Origin of the sequence: Janibacter terrae, assembly GCF_039636765.1 — a bacterium.
Taxonomy (GTDB): Bacteria; Actinomycetota; Actinomycetes; order Actinomycetales; family Dermatophilaceae; genus Janibacter; species Janibacter terrae.
On record NZ_CP144167.1, the window covers coordinates 2,385,455 to 2,407,142 of the forward strand.

Sequence of the window (21,688 nt, forward strand, 5' to 3'; positions counted from 1 at the left end):
GGGTCAGAGGGCGTGGACGGCGTCGGCCACGGCAAGACGGAGTGTAGCAGCGCCTGTCTTACCTAGTGAGAGACCGCATCTCGGGATGTGAGATATTCGTCTCTTTCGCCCGCGGCGCGTCGACGCCCGCAGACGGTGTAGATGACCACACCGAGCACGAAGACGACCAGGCTCGTCCAGATGTTGACCCGCAGGCCGAGGATGGTGTTGGCGGCGTCGGTGCGCATCGTCTCGATGACGACGCGGCCGAGCGGGTAGCCGGCGACGTACAGGCCCATCACCTGGCCCGGCGCGAGCCGGCGCCGTCGGTCGAGCGCGAGGATGGCGATCGCGAGCACGAGCAGGAAGAGCGACTCGTAGAGGAAGGTCGGGTGGTACGTGCCCAGGACGACCGGGTCACCCGCGGAGTCCACGACCGCCTGCCCGGCGCCGGCATCCCAGTCGTGGATGCGGACGGCCCAGGGCAGGTCGGTCGGCTCGCCGTAGATCTCGTTGTTGAACCAGTTGCCCCAGCGCCCGATCGCCTGGGCGACGAGCACGCCGGGTGCGACGGCGTCGGCGAAGGAGAGGAAGGAGACCCCCTCCCGCCGGGTGCCGATCCATGCCCCGAGGGCGCCGAGGGCGACGGCGCCCCAGATGCCCAGGCCCCCCTGCCAGATCTTCAGCGCGTCGACGGGGCTCCCGCCCTCGCCGAAGTAGGGCTGCGGGGTGGTGATGACGTGGTAGAGCCGGCCACCGACGATGCCGAAGGGCACTGCCCACATCGCGACGTCGAGGACGAGGCCCTCCTCGCCGCCGCGATCGCGCATGCGACGGTCGCCCATCCAGATGGCCACGCCGATGCCGGCGAGGATGCACAGCGCGTACGCGTGGATCGTCAGCGGTCCGAGCGCGAGGACCCCGACGGTGGGCGAAGGGAGCGTGGCCGGGATCACCGCTGCTGCACCAGGTCCTGCGGCACCTCGCCGCTCGTGAGGACCTCGGTCAGGCGCGTGGTGTCCGCCCGGCCCGTCTGCTGGTCCATCAGGGCCCCCCAGCTGAGCTGGGTCCCGCCGACCGCGATGACCGGCGTCCCGGTGATGCCGTCCTTGACGGTCGCGTCGTCGACGCTCCTGACGTAGTCGACGTAGGTGCCCTCGTCCGTGCACTTCTGCCAGGCGTCGAGGGCGTCGCCGGAGAGACCGGCCTCCTTCGCCGCGCGGGTGTAGTCGCCCTCGGCGAATCCCTGCTGCGTCTCCGTCGCGGGCTGCAGGGCGAAGAGCGCCTTGTGGTACTCCTCCCACCTGCCCTGGTCGGCGGCGCAGACGGCGCTCGACCCGGCGACGGCCGAGGAGTCACCGCCGGTGTTGGTGTCGATGACGGTCTTGAGGTGCACGCGCAGCCTGATCCTGCCGTCCTTGGCCAGGTCGTTGATCGTGTCGCCCATCGCCTGCTCGAAGACCTGGCAGATCGGGCACCGGAAGTCCTCGTAGACGTCGACGACCGGCGCGTCGGCCGCGGGTTTCGCGTCCTTGAAGGGTTCGATCGGCTGCCCCTGCTCGACACCGACGGGCTGCTTGCTCGCCGCCGTGTCGCCGCCGCGCGTCGAGGCCCAGATGGCCCCGCCGACGACGAGGGCGATGACGAGGACGACCACCACGCCGGCGACGACGAGGACGTTGGCGCCCCCCTTCGCTCCCCCGGTGGCGGCCTGCGCCTTGGCCTTGCGGTCGGTGGTGCTCACTGCAACTCCTTCGTGGTCCCGAAGAGGACCCGGTCGAGACTCCACGTCGACGCCGGACGGACGACGAGCCACAGCCCGCACAGGGCCAGCGCGAGGTCCCGGGCGATCTCGCTGCCGTACCTGGTCTCGGAGGCGGCCACCTGGCCACCGCCGCCGAAGCAGCCGCAGTCGATGGTCAGCCCGCGGGCCCAGGCCTGCGCGATGCCGACGACGAACGCCGCCATGAGCAGGGTTCCCACGAGCGCGTTGGCGCGGGTGAGGAGGCCGATGACGAGCAGCGCGCCGACCGCGACCTCGAGCCACGGGAGGCCGTAGCCGAGGTACTTCGCGACCTCGAAGGGGAGGACGTCGTAGGCCTGCACCGCCCGGGCCGAGCCGAGCGGGTTGCCGAGCTTGAGCGCACCGGCCCACACGAGGACACCGCCGAGGGCCACGCGGGCGAGGAGGCCGACGTGGTCGCGCCAGCGGGTGGTCACACCCGACCCCGCACGCCCTCGGCGAGCTCGGTGGTGAGCGCGCGGAGCGCGGCCAGCCCCTCGTCGCGGCCGCGGTCCATGAGGGTGGCCACGAGCGCGGAGCCGACGATGACGCCGTCGGCGAAGGAGGCCACCTCGGCCGCCTGCGCACCGTTGCTCACGCCGAGCCCGACGCACAGCGGCAGGTCGGTCGCCCCGCGCAGCCGGGCGACGAGCTCGGGCGCGCTGCTGCCGACGCTGCCCCGGGTGCCTGTGACACCCATCGTCGACGCGGTGTAGACGAAGCCGCTGCTCGCGGCGGTGACGGTCGCGATGCGCTCGGGGGTGGAGCTCGGGGCGACGAGGAAGATGCGGTCGAGTCCGTGCCGCTCGCTGGCCTCGTGCCACTCCCCCGCCTCCTCGGGGATGAGGTCCGGCGTGATCATGCCGGCTCCGCCCGAGGCGGCCAGGTCCGCGGCGTAGCGGTCGACGCCCCGACGGAGCACGAGGTTCCAGTAGGACATGACGACCGGGACGGCGCCCGCCGCGCGGGCGGCGGCCGTCGCCCGGAAGACGTCGTCGACGTGGACCCCCTTCGCCAGTGCCTCGGTCGCCGCGCGCTGGATGACCGGACCGTCCATGACGGGGTCGCTGTAGGGCATGCCGACCTCGATGATGTCGGCGCCGGACTCGGCGAGCGCGGTGATCGCGGCCAGCGAGCCCTCGACGTCGGGGTAGCCGACCGGCAGGTACCCGATGAGGGCGGCCCGGTCCTCGGCACGGCAGTGCTCGAAGACCTTGCTCAGCGCGCTCATGCCCCGCCCTCGGACCCGTCGACGTAGCCGAAGTACTCGGCCGCGGTGTGCATGTCCTTGTCACCGCGACCGGAGAGGTTCACCAGGAGCAGTGCCTCGGGGCCGAGCTCCGTGCCGACATCGAGCGCCGCGGCGAGGGCGTGCGCCGACTCGAGCGCCGGGATGATGCCCTCGGTGCGGGACAGCAGCCGGAAGGCGTCCATGACCTGCTCGTCGGTGGCGTAGCGGTACTCGGCCCGCCCGCTGTCGCGCAGGTAGGAGTGCTCCGGGCCGACGCTCGGGTAGTCCAGGCCGGCGGAGATCGAGTGCGTCTCGAGGGTCTGGCCCTCGTCGTCCTGCATGAGGTAGCTCATTGCGCCGTGCAGGACCCCGGGCTCCGCGGTCGCGAAGCGCGCGGCGTGCCGACCGGTCTCGACGCCCGCACCACCGGCCTCCACGCCGATGAGGCGCACGCCCTCGTCGCCGATGAAGCGGTGGAAGATGCCCATGGCGTTGGACCCGCCGCCGACGCACGCGATGACCGCGTCGGGGAGGCGACCGGTCAGCTCGAGGACCTGGGTGCGGGCCTCCTCGCCGATGATCTTGTGGAAGTCACGGACCATCTCCGGGAAGGGGTGGGGTCCGGTGACCGTCCCGAGGACGTAGTGGGTGTGCTCGACATTGGTCACCCAGTCGCGCATCGCCTCGTTGATCGCGTCCTTGAGGGTGGCGCTGCCGTGCTCGACGGCGACGACCTCGGCCCCGAGGATCCGCATGCGGGCGACGTTGAGCGCCTGCCGCTCGGTGTCGACCTTGCCCATGTAGACCCGGCACTCCAGGCCCATGAGGGCCGCGGCGGTGGCCGTGGCGACCCCGTGCTGTCCGGCGCCCGTCTCGGCGATGACGCGGCGCTTGCCCATGCGCTTGGTGAGCAGGGCCTGCGCGAGCACGTTGTTGATCTTGTGGCTGCCCGTGTGGTTGAGGTCCTCGCGCTTGAGGATGATCCGCGCGCCGCCGGCGTGCGCCGCGAAGCGGGGCACCTCGGTGATGATGCTCGGCCGGCCGGTGTACGTGCGGTGCAGCCGGGCGAGCTCGTCGACGAACTCGGGGTCGACGAGCGCCTTCTGGCGGGCCTCGTCGAGCTCCTCGAGCGCGGGGACGAGCGCCTCGGGGACGTAGCGGCCGCCGAAGGCGCCGAAGCGCCCCGGGACGTGCACCTCGGCGGGGACGTCGGCCTGCTCGGTCTGCTGCTCGGTCTCTCGGGACTCGCTCATGCCTGCTTTCCTGCCGCGATCATCGAGCGCACCCCGGCCTCGGGGTCGCCGCCGACGACGAGGGCCTCGCCGACGAGGATGGCATCGGCACCGGCCCGCGCGAAGACCGCGGCCTCCTCGGGCCCGCGGACACCGGACTCCGCGACGCGCACGCACGACGCCGGGATGAGTGGGGCGATCCGGGCGAAGGTCTCGATGTCGACGTCGAGTGTCTTGAGGTTGCGGTTGTTGACGCCGATGACGCTCGCACCGGCGTCGACCGCGCGGGTGGCCTCGGCCTCGTCGTGAACCTCGACGAGGCAGGTCAGGCCGAGCGACCCGGCGAGGGCCATGAGGTCGGACAGCCGGCGGTCGTCGAGGGCGGCGACGATGAGCAGGACGATGTCCGCCCCGTGGGCCCGCGCCTCCCAGACCTGGTACTCGGTGACGATGAAGTCCTTCCGCAGGACCGGCACGTCGACCGCCGCGCGGACGGCCTCGAGGTCGGCGAGGCTGCCGCCGAACCGGCGCTGCTCGGTGAGCACCGAGATGGCGGTGGCTCCGCCCGCGGCGTACGCGGAGGCGAGGGCTGCCGGGTCGGGGATGTCGGAGAGCGCCCCCTTGCTCGGGCTGGAGCGCTTGACCTCTGCGACGACGGACAGGCCGGGGCGCCTCAGCAGCGCCTCGGCGTCGCGGGGCGCGGGCAGCCCTTCGCACTCGCGCCGCAGGCGCTCGAGCGGGGTCCGGGCCTCGCGCCCGGCGAGGTCCTCACGGACACCATCGATGATCTGGTCGAGGACGCTGGGCATGGCCACAGGCTAGTCGACGCTCGGGTCGTCGCCGAGGGTGACCCGGTCCCAGTCGGAGTCGACCCGCTCCCCCCGGGCGCCGCCCACCTGGCCCCCGTCCCCGTCGCCGACGGGCCGCTCGTACCTGCGACCCAGACCTCCCCAGCGGCGGCCGCCGAGGATGCCGCCGACGCAGGCGAGCAGCAGCAGCCCCGCGGCCACGACCGCGATCCACGGCCAGGCCGTCGCCGACCCGGTCGCCTCGAGGGTCCCGGTCGCGCCGGAGTGGGTCGCCGCGACGCTGCCGAGGACGTCGGGGGCGTCGAGCACGGCACGCAGGGCGAGGGCGATGACGCCCGCCCCGACGGCGCCGAGCACGGCCAGGCTGATCCAGCGCGCGACCCGACCGGAGGTGGTGGCGGCGACGGAGGCGGCCATCGCGACGAGGGCCAGGCCGGCGAGGCCGGGCGCCGCCTCGGTGCCGACCGCGGCTGCGCGCACCGGTCCGGCGACCCCGTCGACGGTCCCGGTGACCCAGTCGGCACGCCCCGCGGCGAGGAGCACGATCCCGGCGGCGAACGCCAGCAGCACGACAACCGGCTTGCGGGCGAGCAGCCTCATCGGCCACCGCCGATGGGGCGAGTCGCCCGGGCCGCCGCGACGGCCGCGAGCGCGGCACTCGCCTTGTGCACCGTCTCCTCCTGCTCGAGGCTCGGCACCGAGTCGGCGACGATGCCCGCCCCCGCCTGCACGTGCGCGACCCCGTCCTTGACGAGCGCGGTCCGGATGGCGATGGCGACGTCCATGTCCCCGTGGAAGTCGAGGTAGCCGACCACCCCGCCGTAGATCCCTCGTCTGCTGCGCTCGTAGCGCTCGATGAGCTCGAGGGCCCGGGGTTTGGGAGCGCCCGAGAGCGTCCCCGCGGGGAAGGTGGAGACGAGGACGTCGAAGGCCCCGACCCCCTTCGCCATCTCGCCGACGACGGTCGACTCCAAGTGGATGACGTGGCTGTAGCGACGCAGGTTCATGAACTCGACGCAGTCGACGCTGCCGGCCGTGCACACGCGCTGCAGGTCGTTGCGCCCCAGGTCGACGAGCATGAGGTGCTCGGCGCGCTCCTTGGGGTCGCCGATGAGGTCCTCCTCGTGCTGGAGGTCCTGCTCTGGGGACGTGCCGCGGGGGCGGGTGCCCGCGATCGGGTGGGTGATCGCCCGGCGCCCGGTGACCTTGACGAGGGCCTCGGGCGAGGAACCGACGACCTCGTAGACCGAGCCGTCGGGGTGCGGCAGGCGCACGAAGTACATGTACGGGCTCGGGTTGCTGCGTCGCAGGGCCCGGTAGACCTCGAGCGCGTCGACCGGGCACGGCATCGAGAAGCGCTGCGACAGGACGACCTGGAAGACCTCGCCGTCGCGGATGTCCTCCTTGGCGCGGTCGACGATCTCCTCGAAGCCCTCGACGCTGATGTCGCTCTCGACCTCCGCCCGCGCGCTCACCACCACCTCGGGGTCGACCGAGGCCACGGTCGACGCGGCGGGCGCGGCGAGGCGCTCGGTCATCGCGTCGAGGCGCGCGACCGCGTCCTGGTGGGCCCACTCGACGCGCTCGTCGGTGTCGTCGTAGTTGATCGCGTTGGCGACGAGCAGCAACGAGCCGTCGCTGTGGTCGAGCACCGCGACGTCGGTCGCGAGGACCATGCCGAGCTCGGGGACGCCGAGGACGTCCGGCAGCTCGCTCGGCACGCGCTCCCAGCGGCGCACGGCGTCGTAGGAGATCGCCCCGACCATGCCGCCGGTGAGCGGCGGCAGGCCCTCGATCGGGTCGGTCCGCAGCGCCTCGAGCGTCGCCCGGAGAGCCACGGTCGGGTCGCCCTCGGTGGGCACACCGGCCGGCGGCTCACCGATCCAGTGCGCCTGGCCGTCGCGCTCGGTGAGGGTGGCTCGGCTCTGCGCGCCGATCATCGACCAGCGCGACCAGACCCCGCCGTGCTCGGCGGACTCGAGCAGGAAGGTGCCGGGCGCGTCCCCGGCGAGCTTGCGGTAGACCCCGACCGGGGTCTCGCCGTCGGCGACGAGCCGCCGGACGACGGGCACGACGCGCCGGTCGCGGGCCAGGTCGGTGAAGGTGTCGAGGTCCGGCCAGGTCTGCCCGTGGTCGAGGGCGGGCAGCTGGGTGCGCGGCGCGCTCATCCGTCCGCCCCCACGACCGCCCCGAGGTCGTCGGCGTCGAAGCAGGTGCGGTCACCGGTGTGGCAGGCGGCGCCGACCTGGTCGACCTGCACGAGCAGCGCGTCGCCGTCGCAGTCGAGGGCCACAGAGCGCACGTGCTGCACGTGGCCCGAGGTGTCGCCCTTGCGCCAGTACTCCTGACGGCTGCGCGACCAGAAGGTCACGCGGCCGCTCGTGAGGGTGCGGTGCAGGGCCTCGTCGTCCATCCAGCCGAGCATGAGCACCTCGCCGGTGTCGTGCTGCTGGACGATGGCGGCGACGAGGCCGGCCGGGTCGCGGCGCAGGCGTGCCGCGAGCTGCTCGGGCAGGGGCGAGGACGAAGGCGTGGACACCCTTGCCATTGTGCACGCCGGGCCCGATCGCCCCCGCGTCGCATCGCATCGTGGTCGGGGCGGGGTTACCCTGCGACGTCAGCACGACCACGTGTCCCAGACCCTCCGGAGGCCCCATGACCCGCCACGCCCGCGCCGAGCGCGAAGCACTGTGCGACACCCTCCTCGACCTCGGCCCCGACGCGCCGACGCTCTGCGGCGACTGGACGAGCGCGGAGCTGCTCGCGCACCTCGTGGTCCGCGAGGGCCGCCCCGACCAGGCCGCCGGCATCCTCGCCGCGCCGCTCGCCGGTCGCACCGAGAAGGCCATGGCCCGGTTGCTCGAGCGCCACTCCTTCGAGGACCTCGTCGCCCGCCTGCGGTCCGGCCCGCCCCGCTGGCACCCGACGAGCGTCGGCGCGGTGGACGAGAAGGTCAACCTCGTCGAGATGTTCGTCCACCACGAGGACCTGCTGCGCGCCCGCCTCGGCGCCCCCCGCCGCACCCTCTCGCCCGAGCTCGTCTCGGCGCTCGGGGACCGGCTCGCCACCATGGGTCGGCTGCTCTTCGGCCGGACGAAGGGGGTGGACGTCGAGCTCGTCACCGCCCGCCGCCGCGACCGCATCGGCTCCGGTGATGGCCCGGTCGTCGAGATCCACGGGCGTCCGGGCGAGATCATCCTCTTCGGCTTCGGCCGCAAGGGCGTCGCCGAGGTCGAGCTCACCGGCCCGCCGGAGGCGGTCGAGACCGTCCGCACGGCCTCCTACGGCATCTGAGCGACCGTTCGTCTGCATTCCCCTAGGGCAATGCAGACCCGGGCCCGCATTCCCCTAGGGCAATGCGGGTTCAGGTACGGGCGAAGGGGGGAGCCTCAGTCCGCGCGACCGCGACGGACCGGCAGCCCGGCGGAGGCGAGGGCGTCCTTGACCTCACCGATCGTCACCTCGCCGAAGTGGAAGATGCTGGCGGCCAGCACGGCGTCGGCGCCGGCCTCGACGGCCGGGGGGAAGTGCGCCGCGGCCCCGGCACCACCGCTGGCGATGACGGGGATGCTCACCTCGGCGCGGACGGCGCGGATGAGCTCCAGGTCGAAGCCGGCCTTGGTCCCGTCGGCGTCCATCGAGTTGAGCAGGATCTCCCCCGCGCCGAGCTGCGCGGCCCGCGCGCACCACTCGACGGCGTCGATCCCGGTGCGGGTGCGACCACCGTGGGTCGTCACCTCGAACCCGCCTGCGGGAGAACCGTCCTCGGCGGTCCGACGGCGCACGTCGGCCGACAGGACGAGCACCTGCGCGCCGAAGCGGTCGGCGACCTCGCTGATCAGCTCCGGCCGCGCGATCGCCGCGGTGTTGACCCCGACCTTGTCGGCGCCGCAGCGCAGCAGCCGGTCGACGTCCTCGACCGTGCGCACTCCCCCGCCGACGGTGAGCGGGATGAAGACCTCTTCGGCCGTGCGGGTCACGACGTCGTAGGTCGTCGCCCGGTCCGAGCTGCTGGCGGTGACGTCGAGGAAGGTCAGCTCGTCGGCTCCCTGCTGGCCGTAGCGCCGGGCGAGCTCGACCGGGTCGCCGGCGTCGCGCAGGTTCTCGAAGTTGACGCCCTTGACGACCCGTCCGGCGTCGACGTCGAGGCAGGGGATGACACGCACGGCGAGGGACACGCGGGGCAGCCTACCGAGCGCCCCGGCTACGCTTCGCCCCGATGTCGCCCCTCGAGCAGCTCCTCGCCCACGCCGCCGGCGCGCCGCCCTCGTGCGGTCCGGTGCACGTCATCGGCATCGACGGGCGGAGCGGGTCGGGCAAGACCTCGCTGGCCCGGCGGCTGGCCCGCCGGTGGGAGGCACCCGTGCTGTCGATGGACTCCCTCTACCCCGGCTGGTCCGGGCTGGCCGCAGCGACCCCGCTGCTCGTCGAGCACGTCCTGCTCCCGCTCTCGCGCGGTGACGAGCCGCTCGTGCCGACGTGGGACTGGCTCGCCGAGCGCCCGGGTCCGCGGCTGCCGCTGCCCGTCTCCGACCGCCTGGTCGTCGAGGGGTGCGGGGCGACGGTGGGCCCGGCGGCGCCCTTCGTCGGGACGCGCGCGTGGCTCGAGGGGCCGGCCGGGCTGCGGCGGGAGCGGGCCATCGCGCGCGACGGCGCGGTCTTCGCCTCCCACTGGGAGATGTGGGCGCGGCAGGAGGAGGCCGTCTTCACCGCGGACCGCACCCGCGAGCGGGCGCACGTGGTCCTGACGATGGCGCAGCTGGACGCTAGCGCCCGATGAGGTCGGCGAGGCGCTGGGCCTCCTCGACCGAGCGCTCGCCGTCCGAGCGCTGGATCGCCATGACGGCGACGTCGGTGCCGTCCGCCAGGTCGATGCGCGGCCAGGGCATCCCCTGGGAGAAGCGGATCGCGAGCATGTCCTCCCACGGCACGACCTCGCCGGGCCCGAGGTTGCGGATGAGGAGACCCTCGGCCCGCGGCCGGGCGTGCAGCGTCGCGAAGCGGGAGAGGAAGGCCGCGACGGCGACCCCGATGCCCGCGCAGGTGAGCCGGTCCATGACCCCGAAGCGCTCGGGGAGGGTCGCCGCCAGCACGACCGACCCGAGGAGGATGACGACAGCGATGACCGCCGAGACCCACCGCCCTCGCACGGGACGGAAGGGGGCGGCGCTCGCGCGGTCGGGGACGGTCACAGCCGGCACGCCGTGATCTCGGTGACGAGGATGGCGCGCGCACCGAGGTCGTACAGCTCGTCCATGATCCGGTTGGTCCGGCCGCGCGGGACCATCGAGCGCACGGCGCACCAGCGCTCGTCGTGCAGGGTGCTCACGGTCGGCGACTCGAGGCCGGGCGTCAGCTGCACGGCCTGCTCGACGAGCTCGGCCGGGCAGTCGTAGTCGAGCAGCACGTACTCGCGGGCGGTGACGACACCGGTGAGCCGCCGGTGCAGCACGTCGATGCCTCCCTCGCTCGCGTCGGCACGGCGGATGAGCACGGCCTCGCTGCGCAGGATGGGCTCGCCGAAGACCTCCAGCCCCTGCTGGCGCAGGGTGGTCCCGGTCTCGACGACGTCGGCGATGGCGTCGGCGACGCCGAGGGTGATGGCGGTCTCCACGGCGCCGTCCAGGCGGACGACGTCGGCGGTGACCCCCTTCGCCGCGAGGTGGTCGCGCACGAGACCGGCGTACGAGGTCGCGACCCGGCGACCGTCGAGGTCGGCGGCGCTGCTCGCCTCACCGGGCCGGCCGGCGAAGCGGAAGGTCGACCCGCCGAAGCCCAGGCCCATGACCTCGGTCGCGGCCGAGCCGGAGTCCAGGAGCAGGTCCCGGCCGGTGATGCCCGCGTCGACCTGGCCCTTGCCGACGTACAGGGCCACGTCACGCGGACGCAGGTAGAAGAACTCGACGTCGTTGTCGGCGTCGGCGACGATCAGCTCCTTGCTGTCGCGGCGGACCCGGTACCCGGACTCGCGCAGCATCTCGACGGCGGGTTCGGACAGGGAGCCCTTGTTGGGCACGGCGATGCGCACGGCGGTCCTCTCAGAGGTGGGTGTAGACGTCTTCGACGGTGAGGCCACCGTCGATCATCAGCACCTGCAGGTGGTAGAGCAGCTGGCTGATCTCGTCGGCCAGCTCCTCCTTGCTCTCGTACTCGGCGGCCATCCACACCTCGGCGGCCTCCTCGACGATCTTCTTCCCGATCGCATGGGTCCCGGCGTCGAGCTGCGCCACGGTGCCCGATCCCTCGGGCCGCTCGGCGGCCTTGCGGGAGAGCTCGTCGAAGAGGGTCTCGAAGGTCTTCACGAGCGCCCAGCCTAGTTCGCCACGAGCGACCGCTCGCCCGCGGGTTCACCGTCCGGACTCTCGACCCGCGAGGCGCGCCGCCAGACGACGAAGCCGTAGACGACGAAGATCGCGTACACGGCGTAGAGGAAGGCGGTCGGCAGGTAGCCGCTGTGCCACAGCAGCGGCACCCCCACGAGGTCCACGCCGATCCAGATGAGCCAGAACTCGTTCCAGCCGCGCGCCATGGCGTAGGTCGCGAGCAGCGAGCCCATGAAGATCCACGCGTCGGCCCAGAAGTACCAGCGCGGCGCCGGCCACCCCGCACCGAGCACGGCGAAGACCTGCTGGACGATCACGATGCCGATGACTGCGGTGACGAGCAGACCGAGGCGCTCGGCCCCCTTCGCCCACCGCGGGGTGATCGCGTGCCCGTCGCCACCTGTCCGCGCCGACCTCACCTGCCGCCAGCGCCACCAGCCGTAGAGCGAGGTGACGATGAAGAAGATCTGCCGGGCGGACTGGCCGAAGAGCGGCGCCTTGTCGTCCACGCCGACGGTGATCCCGATGTAGACGAGGAAGAGGATGGCGTTGCCGACGATGCCGATCGGCCACGCCCACACCCTGCGCAGCATCCCCCCGACGGCGGAGGCGAGACCGAAGCCGATCCCGATGACCTCCATGAGCGAGAGGCGGTAGCCGGCGATGTCGACGCCGGCCGAGTAAATCCATTCGATGATGGACATGCGTCGTCCTTGTCCGCGCGTGCCGCTCTCGTCCGGACTCTCACCGTCGGCCCCGGGGTTCTTGACCGGAGTTCACCGTCCGCGCAGGCGGTCGGGTCGCGGGCTCTCACCGCCGGTGCGGATTTTCACCGCGTCACGTGGCACGTGCAGGGACATTGTGCGAAGGGTTGGCCCGCTCGGCAATTCGGGCGTGCACAACAGGTCGTCCTGACGCAGTCGGTGGCGATATCCGCCACGAGATGCACCAGGACGACTCTTCGTGCACGGCGGGGTGACCAGTCGGTCAGTGGGCGTGCCCCTGCGCCAGCGCGCGCAGCTCCTCGACGGCCGCGGCGGCCGACTCGGCACCGTAGACCGCGGACCCGGCGACGAAGACGTCGGCGCCCGCCTCGGCGCACTGCTCGATGGTCCTGGCCGAGACTCCCCCGTCGACCTGGACCCAGATGTCACCGCCGTGGCGCTTCACGGCCTCGCGGACCTGCGCGACCTTGGGCATCTGGTCGGCCATGAAGGACTGCCCGCCGAATCCCGGCTCCACGGTCATGACGAGCACCATGTCGAGCTCGGGCAGCAGCTCCTCGTACGGGGCGAAGGGGGTCCCCGGCTTGATCGCCATGCTCGCCCGCGCACCCTGGGCGCGGATGTCGCGGGCGAGGGTCACCGGGTCCTTGGCGGCCTCGATGTGGAAGGTGACGCTCTGCGCCCCGGCCTCGGCGTACGGCGGCGCCCACCGGTCGGGGTCCTCGATCATCAGGTGGCAGTCGATCGGAATCGGGCTCACCCGCAGCAGCGACTCGACGATCGGCAGACCGAGGGTGAGGTTGGGCACGAAGTGGGCGTCCATGACGTCGACGTGCGCCCAGTCGGCGGTGGCGATCGCCTGCAGCTCGGACTGCAGGTTGGCGAAGTCGGCGGACAGGATGCTCGGAGAGATCTGCACGGGGTCCTCTGCTGGTGGGGGTCGGGTGGTGGGTCAGTCCTCGTGGATCGAGAGGATGTTGCCGCACCCGTCCTCGATCTGGAAGTGCAGGCCGATGACGTCGCGGGTCAGCTCCTCGCGGAAGACGATGCCCCCGAGGTCCTTGAGCCGGCGGTACTCCATCTCTGCGTCGTCGACCGCGAGCATGATCGCGGCGAGGCCCTCGCGGTACCGGTGCTGGGAGAAGGCCCGGGTCACCTCGTCCTCGACGGGCTCGAGGTTGAGCTGGCAGCCCCGCTCCCAGCCGCTGCCGGGGCCGAGGATGCACAGCTCCTCGTCCGGCACGACGAGCACGTCGCGCCAGCCGAGCACCCGGGTGTAGAACTCGTGGGCGCGGCGGACGTCGGTGACGAAGAGACCGGTGACGAGGGCGCGCACGTTTCAGCCCTTCTTCCGCAGGAGTGCGAGGAACATGCCGTCCGTGCCGTGCAGGTGGGGCCACAGCTGGGCGTGCGGCCCGTCGCCGAGCCCGGTCAGCTCGGCGGTCGCCGCGTCGGCGAGGAAGGTCCGGGCGTCGAGCACCTCGACGTCGTCACGCTTCTTGAGGACGTCGCGCACGACGAAGGTCGTCTCGGACAGGTGCGGGCTGCACGTCGCGTAGGCGATGACGCCACCGGGGCGCGTCGCGTCGATGCCGGCGGCGAGCAGCTCGCGCTGCAGCGGGCCCAGTCCCGCGAGGTCCGTGGGCTGGCGGCGCCAGCGCGCCTCGGGCCGGCGGCGCAGGGCGCCCAGCCCCGTGCACGGGGCGTCGACGAGCACCCGGTCGTAGACCTCCGGCTCGTCCCGGCCGACCTCGCGGCCGTCGCCGGTGCGCACGACGAGCTCGCGACCGTGGTCCCTGGCCTTGGTCAGCGCGGGGCGCAGGCTCTGGCGGACCAGCTCCGTGCGGTGCTCGCTCACCTCGTTGGCGACGAGGTCGGCCCCCTGCCGCAGCGCGAGCGCCGCGAGCAGGCCTGCCTTGCCACCGGGTCCGGCGCACAGGTCGAGCCACCGCTCGGGTGCACCGACGCTGCGCGGGGTGACCGGCACGGCGGCGAGCGCGAGGGCGAGCAGCTGGCTCCCTTCGTCCTGGACCGCGGCGCGGCCCTCGCGGACGGCGTCGAGCGCACCGGGGTCACCGCTCTCGAGCTCGGCGGCGAAGGGGGACCACCGCCCGGGCTGCGCGCCGGCGGCGAGCAGCTCGTCGACGTCGGCCAGCCCGGGACGGGCGACGAGGGAGACGTCGGCGGGCACGTTGTGCGCGGCGAGGAGCTCCTCGAGCTCCGCGTCCGCGTCGTCGGGCGTCGCGGCGCCGTGGCCGATGAGCGCCTGCCGCAGCGCCTTGACGACCCAGACCGGGTGCGACTGCGACACGGCCAACCGTTCGGCGACGGGCTCGGTCGGTGTGACGAGCTCGAGCCACTCCTCGCGGCTGCGCTCGCCGATGCGGCGCATGACGGCGTTGACGAGGCCCGCGGCACCCTGACCGGCCGCGGCGCGGGCGAGGGCGACGGACTGGTCGGCGGCGGCGTGCTCGGGCACGCGCATGCCGAGGACCTGGTGGGCGCCCATGCGCAGCACGTCGAGCACCCCGCCGTCGAGCTTGCTCACGGGACGCTGGGACGCCTCGGCGATGACCGCGTCGTAGAGACCCTGCATCCGCAGGGTCCCGTACGTCAGCTCGGTGGCGAAGGCCGCGTCCCGTCCGGACAGGCGCGCCCGGCGCAGGGCCCTGGGCAGCTCGAGGTTGGCGTAGGCGCCGTCCTGCGAGACGGCACGCAGCACCTGCTGGGCGGTCGAGCGGGGGACGTCGGCGCGACGGGCCCGGGCGGAGGGTGCGGTGCGCGACTTCTGCCGCGGCCCCCGGTGGTGCGGACGGTCCTGGCTCATGCGCTCTCCTCTCCGAGCCGTTCCCCGGCCCCGATGCGGACCCCGCGAGCCCAGTCGGCGGCGGGCATCGGCTTCTTGCCCAGGGGGGTCACCTCGCCCAGGCGCACGGCGCGGTCGGCGGTGCCGACGAGCACCTCGCGCCTGCGGGCGTCGATGGTCCCGGCGGGCAGCTGCTCGTCGGTGATCGTCACGGGTGCGAGCTTCAGGCGCTCCCCCCGGAAGGTCGTCCAGGCGCCGGGTGCGGGCGTGCAGCCGCGCACGAGGCGGTCGACGGCCATCGCCGGGTGGCGAAGGTCGACCCGGGCGTCCTCGACGGTGATCTTCGCGGCGTGGCTCACGCCCTCCTCCGGCTGGGGCCGCGGCTGCAGGTCTCCCGAGGCGATCCCGTCCATCGTCGCGACGAGCAGCGGCGCGCCGGCGCCCGCGAGCCGCTCCAGGAGCGCGCCGGAGGTGTCGTCCGGCCGGATCCGCTCGGTCATCGTGCCGAAGACCGGCCCGGTGTCGAGCCCGGCCTCGATCCGGAAGGTGCTCGCCCCGGTGATCTCGTCGCCGGCCATGAGCGCCCGCTGGACGGGTGCGGCGCCGCGCCAGGCGGGCAGCAGCGAGAAGTGCAGGTTGACCCACCCGTGCGTCGGGATGTCGAGCACCCGGACCGGCAGCAGGGCGCCGTAGGCGACGACCGGGCAGCAGTCGGGGGCGAGCTCGGTGAGGCGGGCGACGAAGTCCTCGTCCTTCGGGCTGGTCGGCGTGAGCACCTCGAGCCCGGCCTCCTGGGCGAGGACCTTGACCGGTGAGGACCCGAGGCGTCGGCCGCGCCCGACCCGTGCATCGGGTCGGGTGACGACGGCGACCACCTCGTGGTCGGAGTCGAGCAGGGCACGCAGGGAGGGGACGGCGACCTCGGGGGTCCCGGCAAAGATCAGTCGCACCTGCGCGAGTCTAGTTGGCCGCCACGCTCACCCGATGCTCAGATGCCCCACCCGGACCGAGGTCAGGTCAGGCGCCTTGCGGGCGCTCTCCCCCGCGCGCACGTCCTTGAGCGCCACGGCGACGAGCGGCCCGTCGGCGAAGGGGGCGGTGACGACGAGTCGTCGTCGTTGGTCCGCGCCGGGTACCGGCAGCGGCCCGAGCACCGCGGCGTCGGGCGCCGCGGCGCGCACGGCCTGCTCGATCGGTTCGACGCGCTTGCGGTCCGTGACCACCTCGGCGGTCCACGTCGTCGGCGGCAGCGACAGCTCGGCCCGCTCGGCCAGCTCGCGCGCCGCGAACCACTGCGGGTCCCACCGCACGAGGGCCTCGACCGGGGGGATCGTCACGTGGCCCGGCGCACCGCAGAGCACCACCGTGCCGCCGTCGGCCCAGGAGCGGGCCAGCCCCGCCGCGGCGAACCACCGCCGCACCGCCTCCTCCCCCGCGCGCAGGTCGGGCCGGTCCAGGCTCGCCCACGCGTCGAGCAGGAGCACGGCGGCGTACCCCCCTTCGGCCACGGGCTCGGCACCGGGGGTGGCCACCACGATCGTCGGCTCCGCGCCGACGCCCTCGCGGACCTCTCCTGCACCCGAGGTGATGACGCGGGTCCCCGGGAAGGACCGCCCGATCTCCTCCGCGGTCCGTCGCGCGCCGATGATCCCGGCGCGCAGCCGGTCGCCGTCGCAGTGCGGGCAGACGAAGCCGCGGGGCACCTTGCCGCACCACCCGCACTCCGGCGACCGGTCGGGCGAGGGCAGCGCGAGCGGACCTCGGCACTCGGGGCACCGCGCCGGCGCTCGGCAGCTCGCGCAGGACATCGCGGGGAGGTATCCGCGGCGCGGCACCTGCAGCAGCACGGGACCGTGCTCGAGGGCGGCGGAGGCGGCGCGGTGCGCGGACGAGGGGATGTGCGCCCGGGCGCCCGGCCCGTCCCGCTCCTCGTCGGTCCCCTCACCGGCGACGAGCACCTGCGGGGCCTCGCGGCGGGAGGTGATGCCGCCGACGAGGTGCACCCGGCCGACGTCGACGAGCGCGGCGAGGTCGGTCGAGAGGGCGAGCCCGCCGGCGAGGAGCGCGGCGTCCTCGATGTCGGCGCGCGTGGTGAGCACCTCGCGGACGTGGGCGTAGGGCGAGCGGGGCTCGAGGTGCAGGTCATCCCCGTCGTCCCACCAGGCGACGAGCCCGAGGTCGCGCACGGGCGCGTAGGCGGCGGCGCGGGTGCCGACGACGACGCGCACGTGACCGCGCAGCACCTTCAGCCACGCGGTGTAGCGCGCCTGCGGTCCCTGGCCGGCGGTGAGGCGCACGTGCTGCCCCGTCCCGAGCACCTCGGTCAGGGCCGCGTCGACGCGGGCGACGTCCCGCTGGTCGGGCACGACGACGACGCTCCCCCGGCCGGAGCGGAGGGCGGCCCCGGCGGCCTCGGCGAGGGCCCGCGGCCAGTCCTGATCCACAGGCCGCCCGGGGGCGGCGAGCCAGGCGGCGCGAGGGGACTCGCCCGCCGCGACCCGTGACCACCACGCGGCCCCCGCCCGGTAGCCCGCCCAGACCTGCGGGACCCCCGCCGTCGTCTCCGGCGAAGGGGGACCCGCCTCCCCTGCCTCGGTGGCCGGGTCGCAGGTGGGCGGGTCGAGCGGCAACGCCTTCTCCGCACGTGCGTGCCGGGGCGGGACCGCGAGGCGCAGGACGTCCATGACCGTGCCGGCCTGGTGCCGGGAGAGGCGTCGGGCGAGCTCGAGGACCTCCGGGGTCAGCACCGGCTCCGGCGAGACGACGGTGCGGACCTCGGCGAGGCGACCGGTGTGCTCGGCGACCTCGGTCCGCTCGAGGACGTAGCCGGGCAGGTCACGCCCGGCGAAGCGCACCTTGACCCGGACACCGGGCTGCGCCGCCTCGTCGAGGGCCTCGGGCACGAGGTACTCGAAGGGCCGGTCGAGATGGACCAGCCCCGAGTCGACGAGGACCTGGGCGACGCGCACGGGGACCAAGGTAACCGGGCGGGGTGTCAGCGACACCCCGCCCGGTCGACCGCTGTGGCTCAGCCCCTGACTGCTGCCTGGAGCGCCTCGACCTTGGTCGTCTGCTCCCACGGGAAGGAGTTGTCGTAGCCGGCGGCCTCGGTCCGGCCGAAGTGGCCGTAGGCGGCGGTCGGGGCGTAGATCGGGCGGAGCAGGTCCAGCTCCTCGACGATCGCGAGCGGGCGCAGGTCGAAGACCGTGTTGACGGCCACCTGGATCCGGTCGACGGGGACGGTCTCGGTGCCGAAGGTCTCGATGTAGAGGCCGACCGGCTGCGCGGCGCCGATGGCGTACGCGACCTGGACCTCGCAGCGGCCGGCGAGGCCGGCGGCGACGACGTTCTTGGCGACCCACCGCATGGCATAGGCCGCGGAGCGGTCGACCTTGGACGGGTCCTTGCCGGAGAAGGCGCCACCACCGTGGCGGGCCATGCCGCCATAGGTGTCGACGATGATCTTGCGGCCGGTGAGGCCCGCGTCGCCCATGGGGCCGCCGATGACGAACTTGCCGGTGGGGTTGATCAGGGTCCGGTAGTCGGAGGTGTCGAGCTCGACGCCCGAGTCCTTGAGCGCGGCCATGACCGGCTCGAAGACGTGCGCCTTGATGTCCGCCGGCAGCTGGGTCTCGTGGTCGACCTCGGCCGAGTGCTGGGTCGACAGGACGACGGTGTCGAGGCGCACGGCGCGGTCGCCGTCGTAGTCGATGGTGACCTGGGTCTTGCCGTCCGGGCGCAGGTAGTCCAGCTCGCCGCTCTTGCGGACCTCGGTGAGGCGCTGCGCGAGGCGGTGCGCGAGGAAGATCGGCAGCGGCATGAGCTCCGGGGTGTCCTGGCAGGCATAGCCGAACATCAGGCCCTGGTCACCCGCGCCCTGCTTGTCCTTGGGGTCCACGCCGCCGGTGCGGTTCTCGTAGGCGGTGTCCACGCCCTGCGCGATGTCCGGGCTCTGCTGGCCGATGGAGATCGAGACGCCGCACGAGCGGCCGTCGAACCCCTTGTCGGAGGAGTCGTAGCCGACGCCGTCGGCGATCACCGTGCGGACGAGCTGCGGGATCTCGACGTAGGCCTCGGTGGAGACCTCACCGGCGATGTGCACGAGCCCGGTGGTCACCATGGTCTCGACGGCCACGCGGCTGCGCGGGTCCGCCTCGAGCATGGCGTCGAGGATCGAGTCCGAGATCTGATCGCAGATCTTGTCGGGGTGACCCTCGGTCACCGACTCTGAGGTGAAGAGACGTCCGGACACGCAGTACTCCCATGATCGTGGAAGGGCGGCCCAGGACCGCCCGGTACGGGCCCGGCCAGTCTAAGCACGCGCGCTCAGCGCGCAGCCGACACGCCCACGACGACGTCCCAGATGCCGTGCGAGACCTCGAGCTTGCTGGCGGGGCCGATCTCCACGACCGCCTCGCTGTCCCGGGTGAGCACCTGGACGCTCGTGTCGTCGGCGCCGAAGGTCTTGTCCGTCCCCACCTCGTTGACGACGAGGAGGTCGCAGCCCTTGCGGGCCAGCTTCTGCCGCCCGAGCTCGAGGACCGAGCCGGTCGCGTCCCCCGTCTCCGCGGCGAAGCCGACGAGGAGCGGTGCTGCCGACGACCCGCGCGCGGCGACGAGACCGGCGAGGACGTCGGGGTTGCGCACGAGCCGGATCGTCGGCGCCGCATCGGGGTCCGCCGGGTCGTGGGTCTTCTTGATCTTGCTCTCGGCGTAGTCCGCGGGCCGGAAGTCGGCCACCGCCGCGACCATGACGACGACGTCGTGGCTCGCGGCCCGGGCGGTCATCTCGGCCTGCAGATCCAGCGCGGTCTGGACCGGCACGACGGTGATCCCGTCGGGGACGGGCAGGGCGAGGTTGGCGGCGACGAGGGTCACCCGCGCGCCCCGGGCGGCGGCGGCCTCGGCCAGGGCCAGGCCCTGCTTGCCGGAGGACCGGTTGCCGAGGTAGCGCACCGGGTCCAGGGGCTCGCGGGTGCCGCCCGTGCTGATGAGCACGGTGCGTCCGGCGAGGTCGGGCCCGCGGGCCGGGTCGGCGGACGGCGAGCCGCCCAGGGCCTCGAGGGCGGCGGCGTGGATCGCCTCCGGCTCGGGGAGCCGGCCGGGGCCGGTGTCGGCACCGGTGAGCCGCCCGGAGGCGGGCTCGACGACGGTCACGCCGCGCTCGCGCAGCGTCGCGACATTGGCCCGCGTCGCCGCGTGCTCCCACATCTCGGTGTGCATCGCCGGGGCGAGCACCACCGGGCAGCGGGCGGTGAGCAGGACATTGGTCAGCAGGTCACCGGCCAGCCCGTGGGCGGCCTTGGCGAGCAGGTCCGCGGTCGTCGGCGCGACGACGACGAGGTCGGCCTCCTGGCCCAGCCGCACGTGGGGCACGTCGGTGATGTTGCTCCAGACGTCGGTCTGGACGGGACGGCCCGAGAGGGCCTCCCACGTGGGGGCCCCGACGAAGCGCAGCGCGGCGTCCGTCGGGACCACGGTCACCTCGTGGCCCTCCTCGGTGAACAGGCGCAGCAGGAGGGCTGCCTTGTAGGCGGCGATGCCGCCTCCGACACCGAGGACGATGCGCACGAAGGGGGGTCCGCTCAGGCCTCGTCGGCGACGGGCGCGTCGGTGGCCGGGAGGTCCTCGCCCTCGGGGGCGCTGGCCTCCTTGGTGAGCAGGCCCTCGTTGATCTCGCGAAGGGCGATCGAGAGCGGCTTGTCGTGGACCTGGGCGTCGACGAGGGGGCCGATGTACTCGAGCAGGCCCTCCTGCAGCTGGGAGTAGTACGCGTTGATCTGGCGGGCCCGCTTGGCGCCGTAGATGACGAGCGCGTACTTGCTGTCAGCCTTGGTCAGCAGGTCGTCGATCGGCGGGTTGGTGATACCGATGGGGTTGGCCGTGGTGCCGGACACGTCGGGGTGGTCCTGTCGTCGGGGTCAGTGGGATCTCATCAATGATACGAGTTCCTCGGCGGCACGACGAATGTCGTCGTTGACGATGACCCGGTCGAACTCGTTCTGGGCCGCCAGCTCGACCTTGGCGGTCTCCAGCCGGACCGCCCGCTCGTCCGCCGTCTCGGTGCCGCGGCCCTCGAGCCGACCGACGAGCTCCTCCCACGTCGGCGGGGCGAGGAAGACGAAGCAGGCGTCGGGCATCGAGGCCCGCACCTGCCGGGCTCCCTGCAGGTCGATCTCCAGCAGGGGGAGCTTGCCCGCGGCCAGGGCCTCCTCGACCGGTCGGCGCGGGGTGCCGTAGGAGGCCCGTCCGTGGACGACCGCCCACTCGAGCATCTGCCCGGAGGCGACCTGCTCGGCGAACTCGTCGCCGGACATGAAGCGGTAGTGCACCCCGTCGACCTCGCCGGGTCGTGGCGGCCGGGTCGTCGCGGACACGGAGAGCCACACCTCGGGGTGGTGCTCGCGGATCCAGGCGGCGACGGTGCCCTTGCCCACGGCGGTGGGTCCGGCGAGGACGGTCAGACGGGGGGTGCTCATGCCCGGGGGAACCTCTCCTGGAGTGCGGTGCGCTGGTGACGGCCGAGTCCGCGGACCCGGCGTGAGGCCGCGATCCCCAGCTCGTCCATGATCCGGGATGCGGTGACGGGCCCGACACCCGGGAGGGACTCGATGAGCGTGCGGACCCGCATCCGGGCCAGCGCGTCGTCGCTCCCGGCGTCCTCGAGGACCTGGGCGACCCCGGTACGACCGGCCTTGAGGTGCTCGCGCACCTCCGCCCGCCGGAGCCGGGCCGAGGCGGCCTGCTCCAGGGCCCGGGCACGCTGCTGCGGGCTGAGGGGCGGGATGCTCACGGCGTGC

The 21,688-nt window shown here is 73.5% G+C and carries 26 protein-coding genes and 1 riboswitch; of the genes, 2 read left to right on the forward strand and 24 right to left on the reverse strand.

Annotation, left to right across the window (positions count from 1 at the left end):
- Positions 1-62: 62 nt before the first annotated feature.
- The 9 genes from lgt to hisI are packed head-to-tail and all read right to left on the reverse strand — an operon-like array spanning position 63 to position 7,582.
- Positions 63-935 (reverse strand): prolipoprotein diacylglyceryl transferase, encoded by an 873-nt coding sequence (gene lgt / locus V3C34_RS11655; protein ID WP_346007201.1) that lies wholly within the window; start codon positions 933-935, stop codon positions 63-65.
- Entirely contained in the window at positions 932-1,723 is a 792-nt protein-coding gene (locus V3C34_RS11660; protein ID WP_068421230.1) for a DsbA family protein, read from the reverse strand. Before V3C34_RS11660 ends, lgt begins: the two co-directional genes overlap by 4 nt.
- The gene (locus V3C34_RS11665; RefSeq protein WP_068421227.1) at positions 1,720-2,199 is read right to left on the reverse strand and encodes a DoxX family protein; all 480 of its coding nucleotides are present in this window, start codon (positions 2,197-2,199) and stop codon (positions 1,720-1,722) included. The genes V3C34_RS11660 and V3C34_RS11665 overlap by 4 nt, the downstream gene beginning before the upstream one ends.
- A complete protein-coding gene (trpA, locus tag V3C34_RS11670; RefSeq protein ID WP_338538031.1) occupies positions 2,196-2,993 on the reverse strand; it encodes a tryptophan synthase subunit alpha in 798 nt (265 codons plus the stop codon). Before trpA ends, V3C34_RS11665 begins: the two co-directional genes overlap by 4 nt.
- Positions 2,990-4,246, reverse strand: a complete 1,257-nt coding sequence (trpB, locus tag V3C34_RS11675) for a tryptophan synthase subunit beta (protein WP_346007202.1) — start codon at positions 4,244-4,246, stop codon at positions 2,990-2,992. Before trpB ends, trpA begins: the two co-directional genes overlap by 4 nt.
- Positions 4,243-5,034, reverse strand: coding sequence for an indole-3-glycerol phosphate synthase TrpC (trpC, locus tag V3C34_RS11680; RefSeq protein WP_346007203.1), 792 nt, complete (start codon positions 5,032-5,034; stop codon positions 4,243-4,245). Before trpC ends, trpB begins: the two co-directional genes overlap by 4 nt.
- A 9-nt stretch (positions 5,035-5,043) precedes the next feature.
- On the reverse strand, positions 5,044-5,634 hold the full coding sequence (locus tag V3C34_RS11685; RefSeq protein WP_346007204.1) for a Trp biosynthesis-associated membrane protein: 591 nt from the start codon (positions 5,632-5,634) through the stop codon (positions 5,044-5,046).
- Positions 5,631-7,202, reverse strand: a complete 1,572-nt coding sequence (locus V3C34_RS11690; RefSeq protein ID WP_346007205.1) for an anthranilate synthase component I — start codon at positions 7,200-7,202, stop codon at positions 5,631-5,633. Before V3C34_RS11690 ends, V3C34_RS11685 begins: the two co-directional genes overlap by 4 nt.
- The gene (hisI, locus tag V3C34_RS11695) at positions 7,199-7,582 is read right to left on the reverse strand and encodes a phosphoribosyl-AMP cyclohydrolase (protein ID WP_345913777.1); all 384 of its coding nucleotides are present in this window, start codon (positions 7,580-7,582) and stop codon (positions 7,199-7,201) included. The genes V3C34_RS11690 and hisI overlap by 4 nt, the downstream gene beginning before the upstream one ends.
- Positions 7,583-7,689: 107 nt before the next feature.
- Here hisI and V3C34_RS11700 point away from each other — a divergent pair, with 107 nt between their 5' ends.
- The gene (locus V3C34_RS11700; RefSeq protein WP_068323639.1) at positions 7,690-8,328 is read left to right on the forward strand and encodes a TIGR03085 family metal-binding protein; all 639 of its coding nucleotides are present in this window, start codon (positions 7,690-7,692) and stop codon (positions 8,326-8,328) included.
- Between the two features lie 95 nt (positions 8,329-8,423).
- Here V3C34_RS11700 and hisF read toward each other — a convergent pair whose 3' ends face one another.
- A complete protein-coding gene (hisF, locus tag V3C34_RS11705; protein ID WP_346007206.1) occupies positions 8,424-9,212 on the reverse strand; it encodes an imidazole glycerol phosphate synthase subunit HisF in 789 nt (262 codons plus the stop codon).
- A gap of 41 nt (positions 9,213-9,253) precedes the next feature.
- On the opposite strand from hisF, the gene V3C34_RS11710 reads away from it, so the two are divergent.
- Complete coding sequence (locus V3C34_RS11710; protein ID WP_345913775.1) at positions 9,254-9,814, forward strand: hypothetical protein; 561 nt, start codon at positions 9,254-9,256, stop codon at positions 9,812-9,814.
- Here V3C34_RS11710 and V3C34_RS11715 read toward each other — a convergent pair.
- From V3C34_RS11715 to mihF, 14 genes are all read right to left on the reverse strand, one after another.
- Entirely contained in the window at positions 9,801-10,235 is a 435-nt protein-coding gene (locus V3C34_RS11715; RefSeq protein ID WP_169701842.1) for a PH domain-containing protein, read from the reverse strand. The genes V3C34_RS11710 and V3C34_RS11715 overlap by 14 nt on opposite strands.
- Positions 10,223-11,062 (reverse strand): ATP phosphoribosyltransferase, encoded by an 840-nt coding sequence (hisG, locus tag V3C34_RS11720; RefSeq protein WP_082807462.1) that lies wholly within the window; start codon positions 11,060-11,062, stop codon positions 10,223-10,225. The genes V3C34_RS11715 and hisG overlap by 13 nt, the downstream gene beginning before the upstream one ends.
- Before the next feature lie 10 nt (positions 11,063-11,072).
- The gene (locus V3C34_RS11725) at positions 11,073-11,336 is read right to left on the reverse strand and encodes a phosphoribosyl-ATP diphosphatase (protein ID WP_346007207.1); all 264 of its coding nucleotides are present in this window, start codon (positions 11,334-11,336) and stop codon (positions 11,073-11,075) included.
- Between the two features lie 11 nt (positions 11,337-11,347).
- Positions 11,348-12,061, reverse strand: a complete 714-nt coding sequence (locus V3C34_RS11730) for a nicotinamide mononucleotide transporter family protein (RefSeq protein ID WP_346007208.1) — start codon at positions 12,059-12,061, stop codon at positions 11,348-11,350.
- A 16-nt stretch (positions 12,062-12,077) separates the two neighbouring features.
- Positions 12,078-12,208: riboswitch (FMN riboswitch) on the reverse strand.
- A gap of 136 nt (positions 12,209-12,344) precedes the next feature.
- Positions 12,345-13,001: a ribulose-phosphate 3-epimerase gene (rpe, locus tag V3C34_RS11735; RefSeq protein WP_068421203.1), complete on the reverse strand. Its 657-nt coding sequence runs from the start codon at positions 12,999-13,001 to the stop codon at positions 12,345-12,347.
- A 33-nt stretch (positions 13,002-13,034) separates the two neighbouring features.
- A complete protein-coding gene (locus V3C34_RS11740; RefSeq protein ID WP_068323623.1) occupies positions 13,035-13,418 on the reverse strand; it encodes a VOC family protein in 384 nt (127 codons plus the stop codon).
- Between the two features lie 3 nt (positions 13,419-13,421).
- Positions 13,422-14,909 carry an RsmB/NOP family class I SAM-dependent RNA methyltransferase gene (locus V3C34_RS11745; protein WP_068421198.1) on the reverse strand — a complete coding sequence of 496 codons (1,488 nt, stop codon included), beginning with the start codon at positions 14,907-14,909 and terminating at the stop codon, positions 13,422-13,424.
- Complete coding sequence (gene fmt / locus V3C34_RS11750) at positions 14,906-15,838, reverse strand: methionyl-tRNA formyltransferase (RefSeq protein WP_346007209.1); 933 nt, start codon at positions 15,836-15,838, stop codon at positions 14,906-14,908. The genes V3C34_RS11745 and fmt overlap by 4 nt, the downstream gene beginning before the upstream one ends.
- Before the next feature lie 27 nt (positions 15,839-15,865).
- The gene (locus tag V3C34_RS11755; protein ID WP_346007210.1) at positions 15,866-17,857 is read right to left on the reverse strand and encodes a primosome assembly protein PriA; all 1,992 of its coding nucleotides are present in this window, start codon (positions 17,855-17,857) and stop codon (positions 15,866-15,868) included.
- 59 nt (positions 17,858-17,916) lie between these two features.
- Positions 17,917-19,140 (reverse strand): methionine adenosyltransferase, encoded by a 1,224-nt coding sequence (gene metK / locus V3C34_RS11760; protein WP_068323612.1) that lies wholly within the window; start codon positions 19,138-19,140, stop codon positions 17,917-17,919.
- A gap of 74 nt (positions 19,141-19,214) precedes the next feature.
- Positions 19,215-20,459 (reverse strand): bifunctional phosphopantothenoylcysteine decarboxylase/phosphopantothenate--cysteine ligase CoaBC, encoded by a 1,245-nt coding sequence (gene coaBC / locus V3C34_RS11765; RefSeq protein ID WP_068323610.1) that lies wholly within the window; start codon positions 20,457-20,459, stop codon positions 19,215-19,217.
- A 14-nt stretch (positions 20,460-20,473) separates the two neighbouring features.
- Positions 20,474-20,785, reverse strand: coding sequence for a DNA-directed RNA polymerase subunit omega (rpoZ, locus tag V3C34_RS11770; protein WP_068323608.1), 312 nt, complete (start codon positions 20,783-20,785; stop codon positions 20,474-20,476).
- Between the two features lie 24 nt (positions 20,786-20,809).
- Positions 20,810-21,367: a guanylate kinase gene (gmk, locus tag V3C34_RS11775; protein ID WP_068323606.1), complete on the reverse strand. Its 558-nt coding sequence runs from the start codon at positions 21,365-21,367 to the stop codon at positions 20,810-20,812.
- Entirely contained in the window at positions 21,364-21,681 is a 318-nt protein-coding gene (gene mihF, locus V3C34_RS11780) for an integration host factor, actinobacterial type (RefSeq protein WP_068323604.1), read from the reverse strand. The genes gmk and mihF overlap by 4 nt, the downstream gene beginning before the upstream one ends.
- Between the last annotated feature and the right edge of the window lie 7 nt (positions 21,682-21,688).

Coding starts and splice junctions, on each gene's coding strand:
- V3C34_RS11690 (WP_346007205.1), bottom strand. CDS start 7,202: ATGAGCGCGCCGCGCACCCAGCTGCCCGCCCTCGACCACGGGCAGACC.
- V3C34_RS11700 (WP_068323639.1), top strand. CDS start 7,690: ATGACCCGCCACGCCCGCGCCGAGCGCGAAGCACTGTGCGACACCCTC.
- V3C34_RS11730 (WP_346007208.1), bottom strand. CDS start 12,061: ATGTCCATCATCGAATGGATTTACTCGGCCGGCGTCGACATCGCCGGC.
- hisI (WP_345913777.1), bottom strand. CDS start 7,582: ATGGCAAGGGTGTCCACGCCTTCGTCCTCGCCCCTGCCCGAGCAGCTC.
- trpB (WP_346007202.1), bottom strand. CDS start 4,246: ATGAGCGAGTCCCGAGAGACCGAGCAGCAGACCGAGCAGGCCGACGTC.
- V3C34_RS11745 (WP_068421198.1), bottom strand. CDS start 14,909: ATGAGCCAGGACCGTCCGCACCACCGGGGGCCGCGGCAGAAGTCGCGC.
- V3C34_RS11710 (WP_345913775.1), top strand. CDS start 9,254: ATGTCGCCCCTCGAGCAGCTCCTCGCCCACGCCGCCGGCGCGCCGCCC.
- trpC (WP_346007203.1), bottom strand. CDS start 5,034: ATGCCCAGCGTCCTCGACCAGATCATCGATGGTGTCCGTGAGGACCTC.
- trpA (WP_338538031.1), bottom strand. CDS start 2,993: ATGAGCGCGCTGAGCAAGGTCTTCGAGCACTGCCGTGCCGAGGACCGG.
- V3C34_RS11685 (WP_346007204.1), bottom strand. CDS start 5,634: ATGAGGCTGCTCGCCCGCAAGCCGGTTGTCGTGCTGCTGGCGTTCGCC.
- gmk (WP_068323606.1), bottom strand. CDS start 21,367: ATGAGCACCCCCCGTCTGACCGTCCTCGCCGGACCCACCGCCGTGGGC.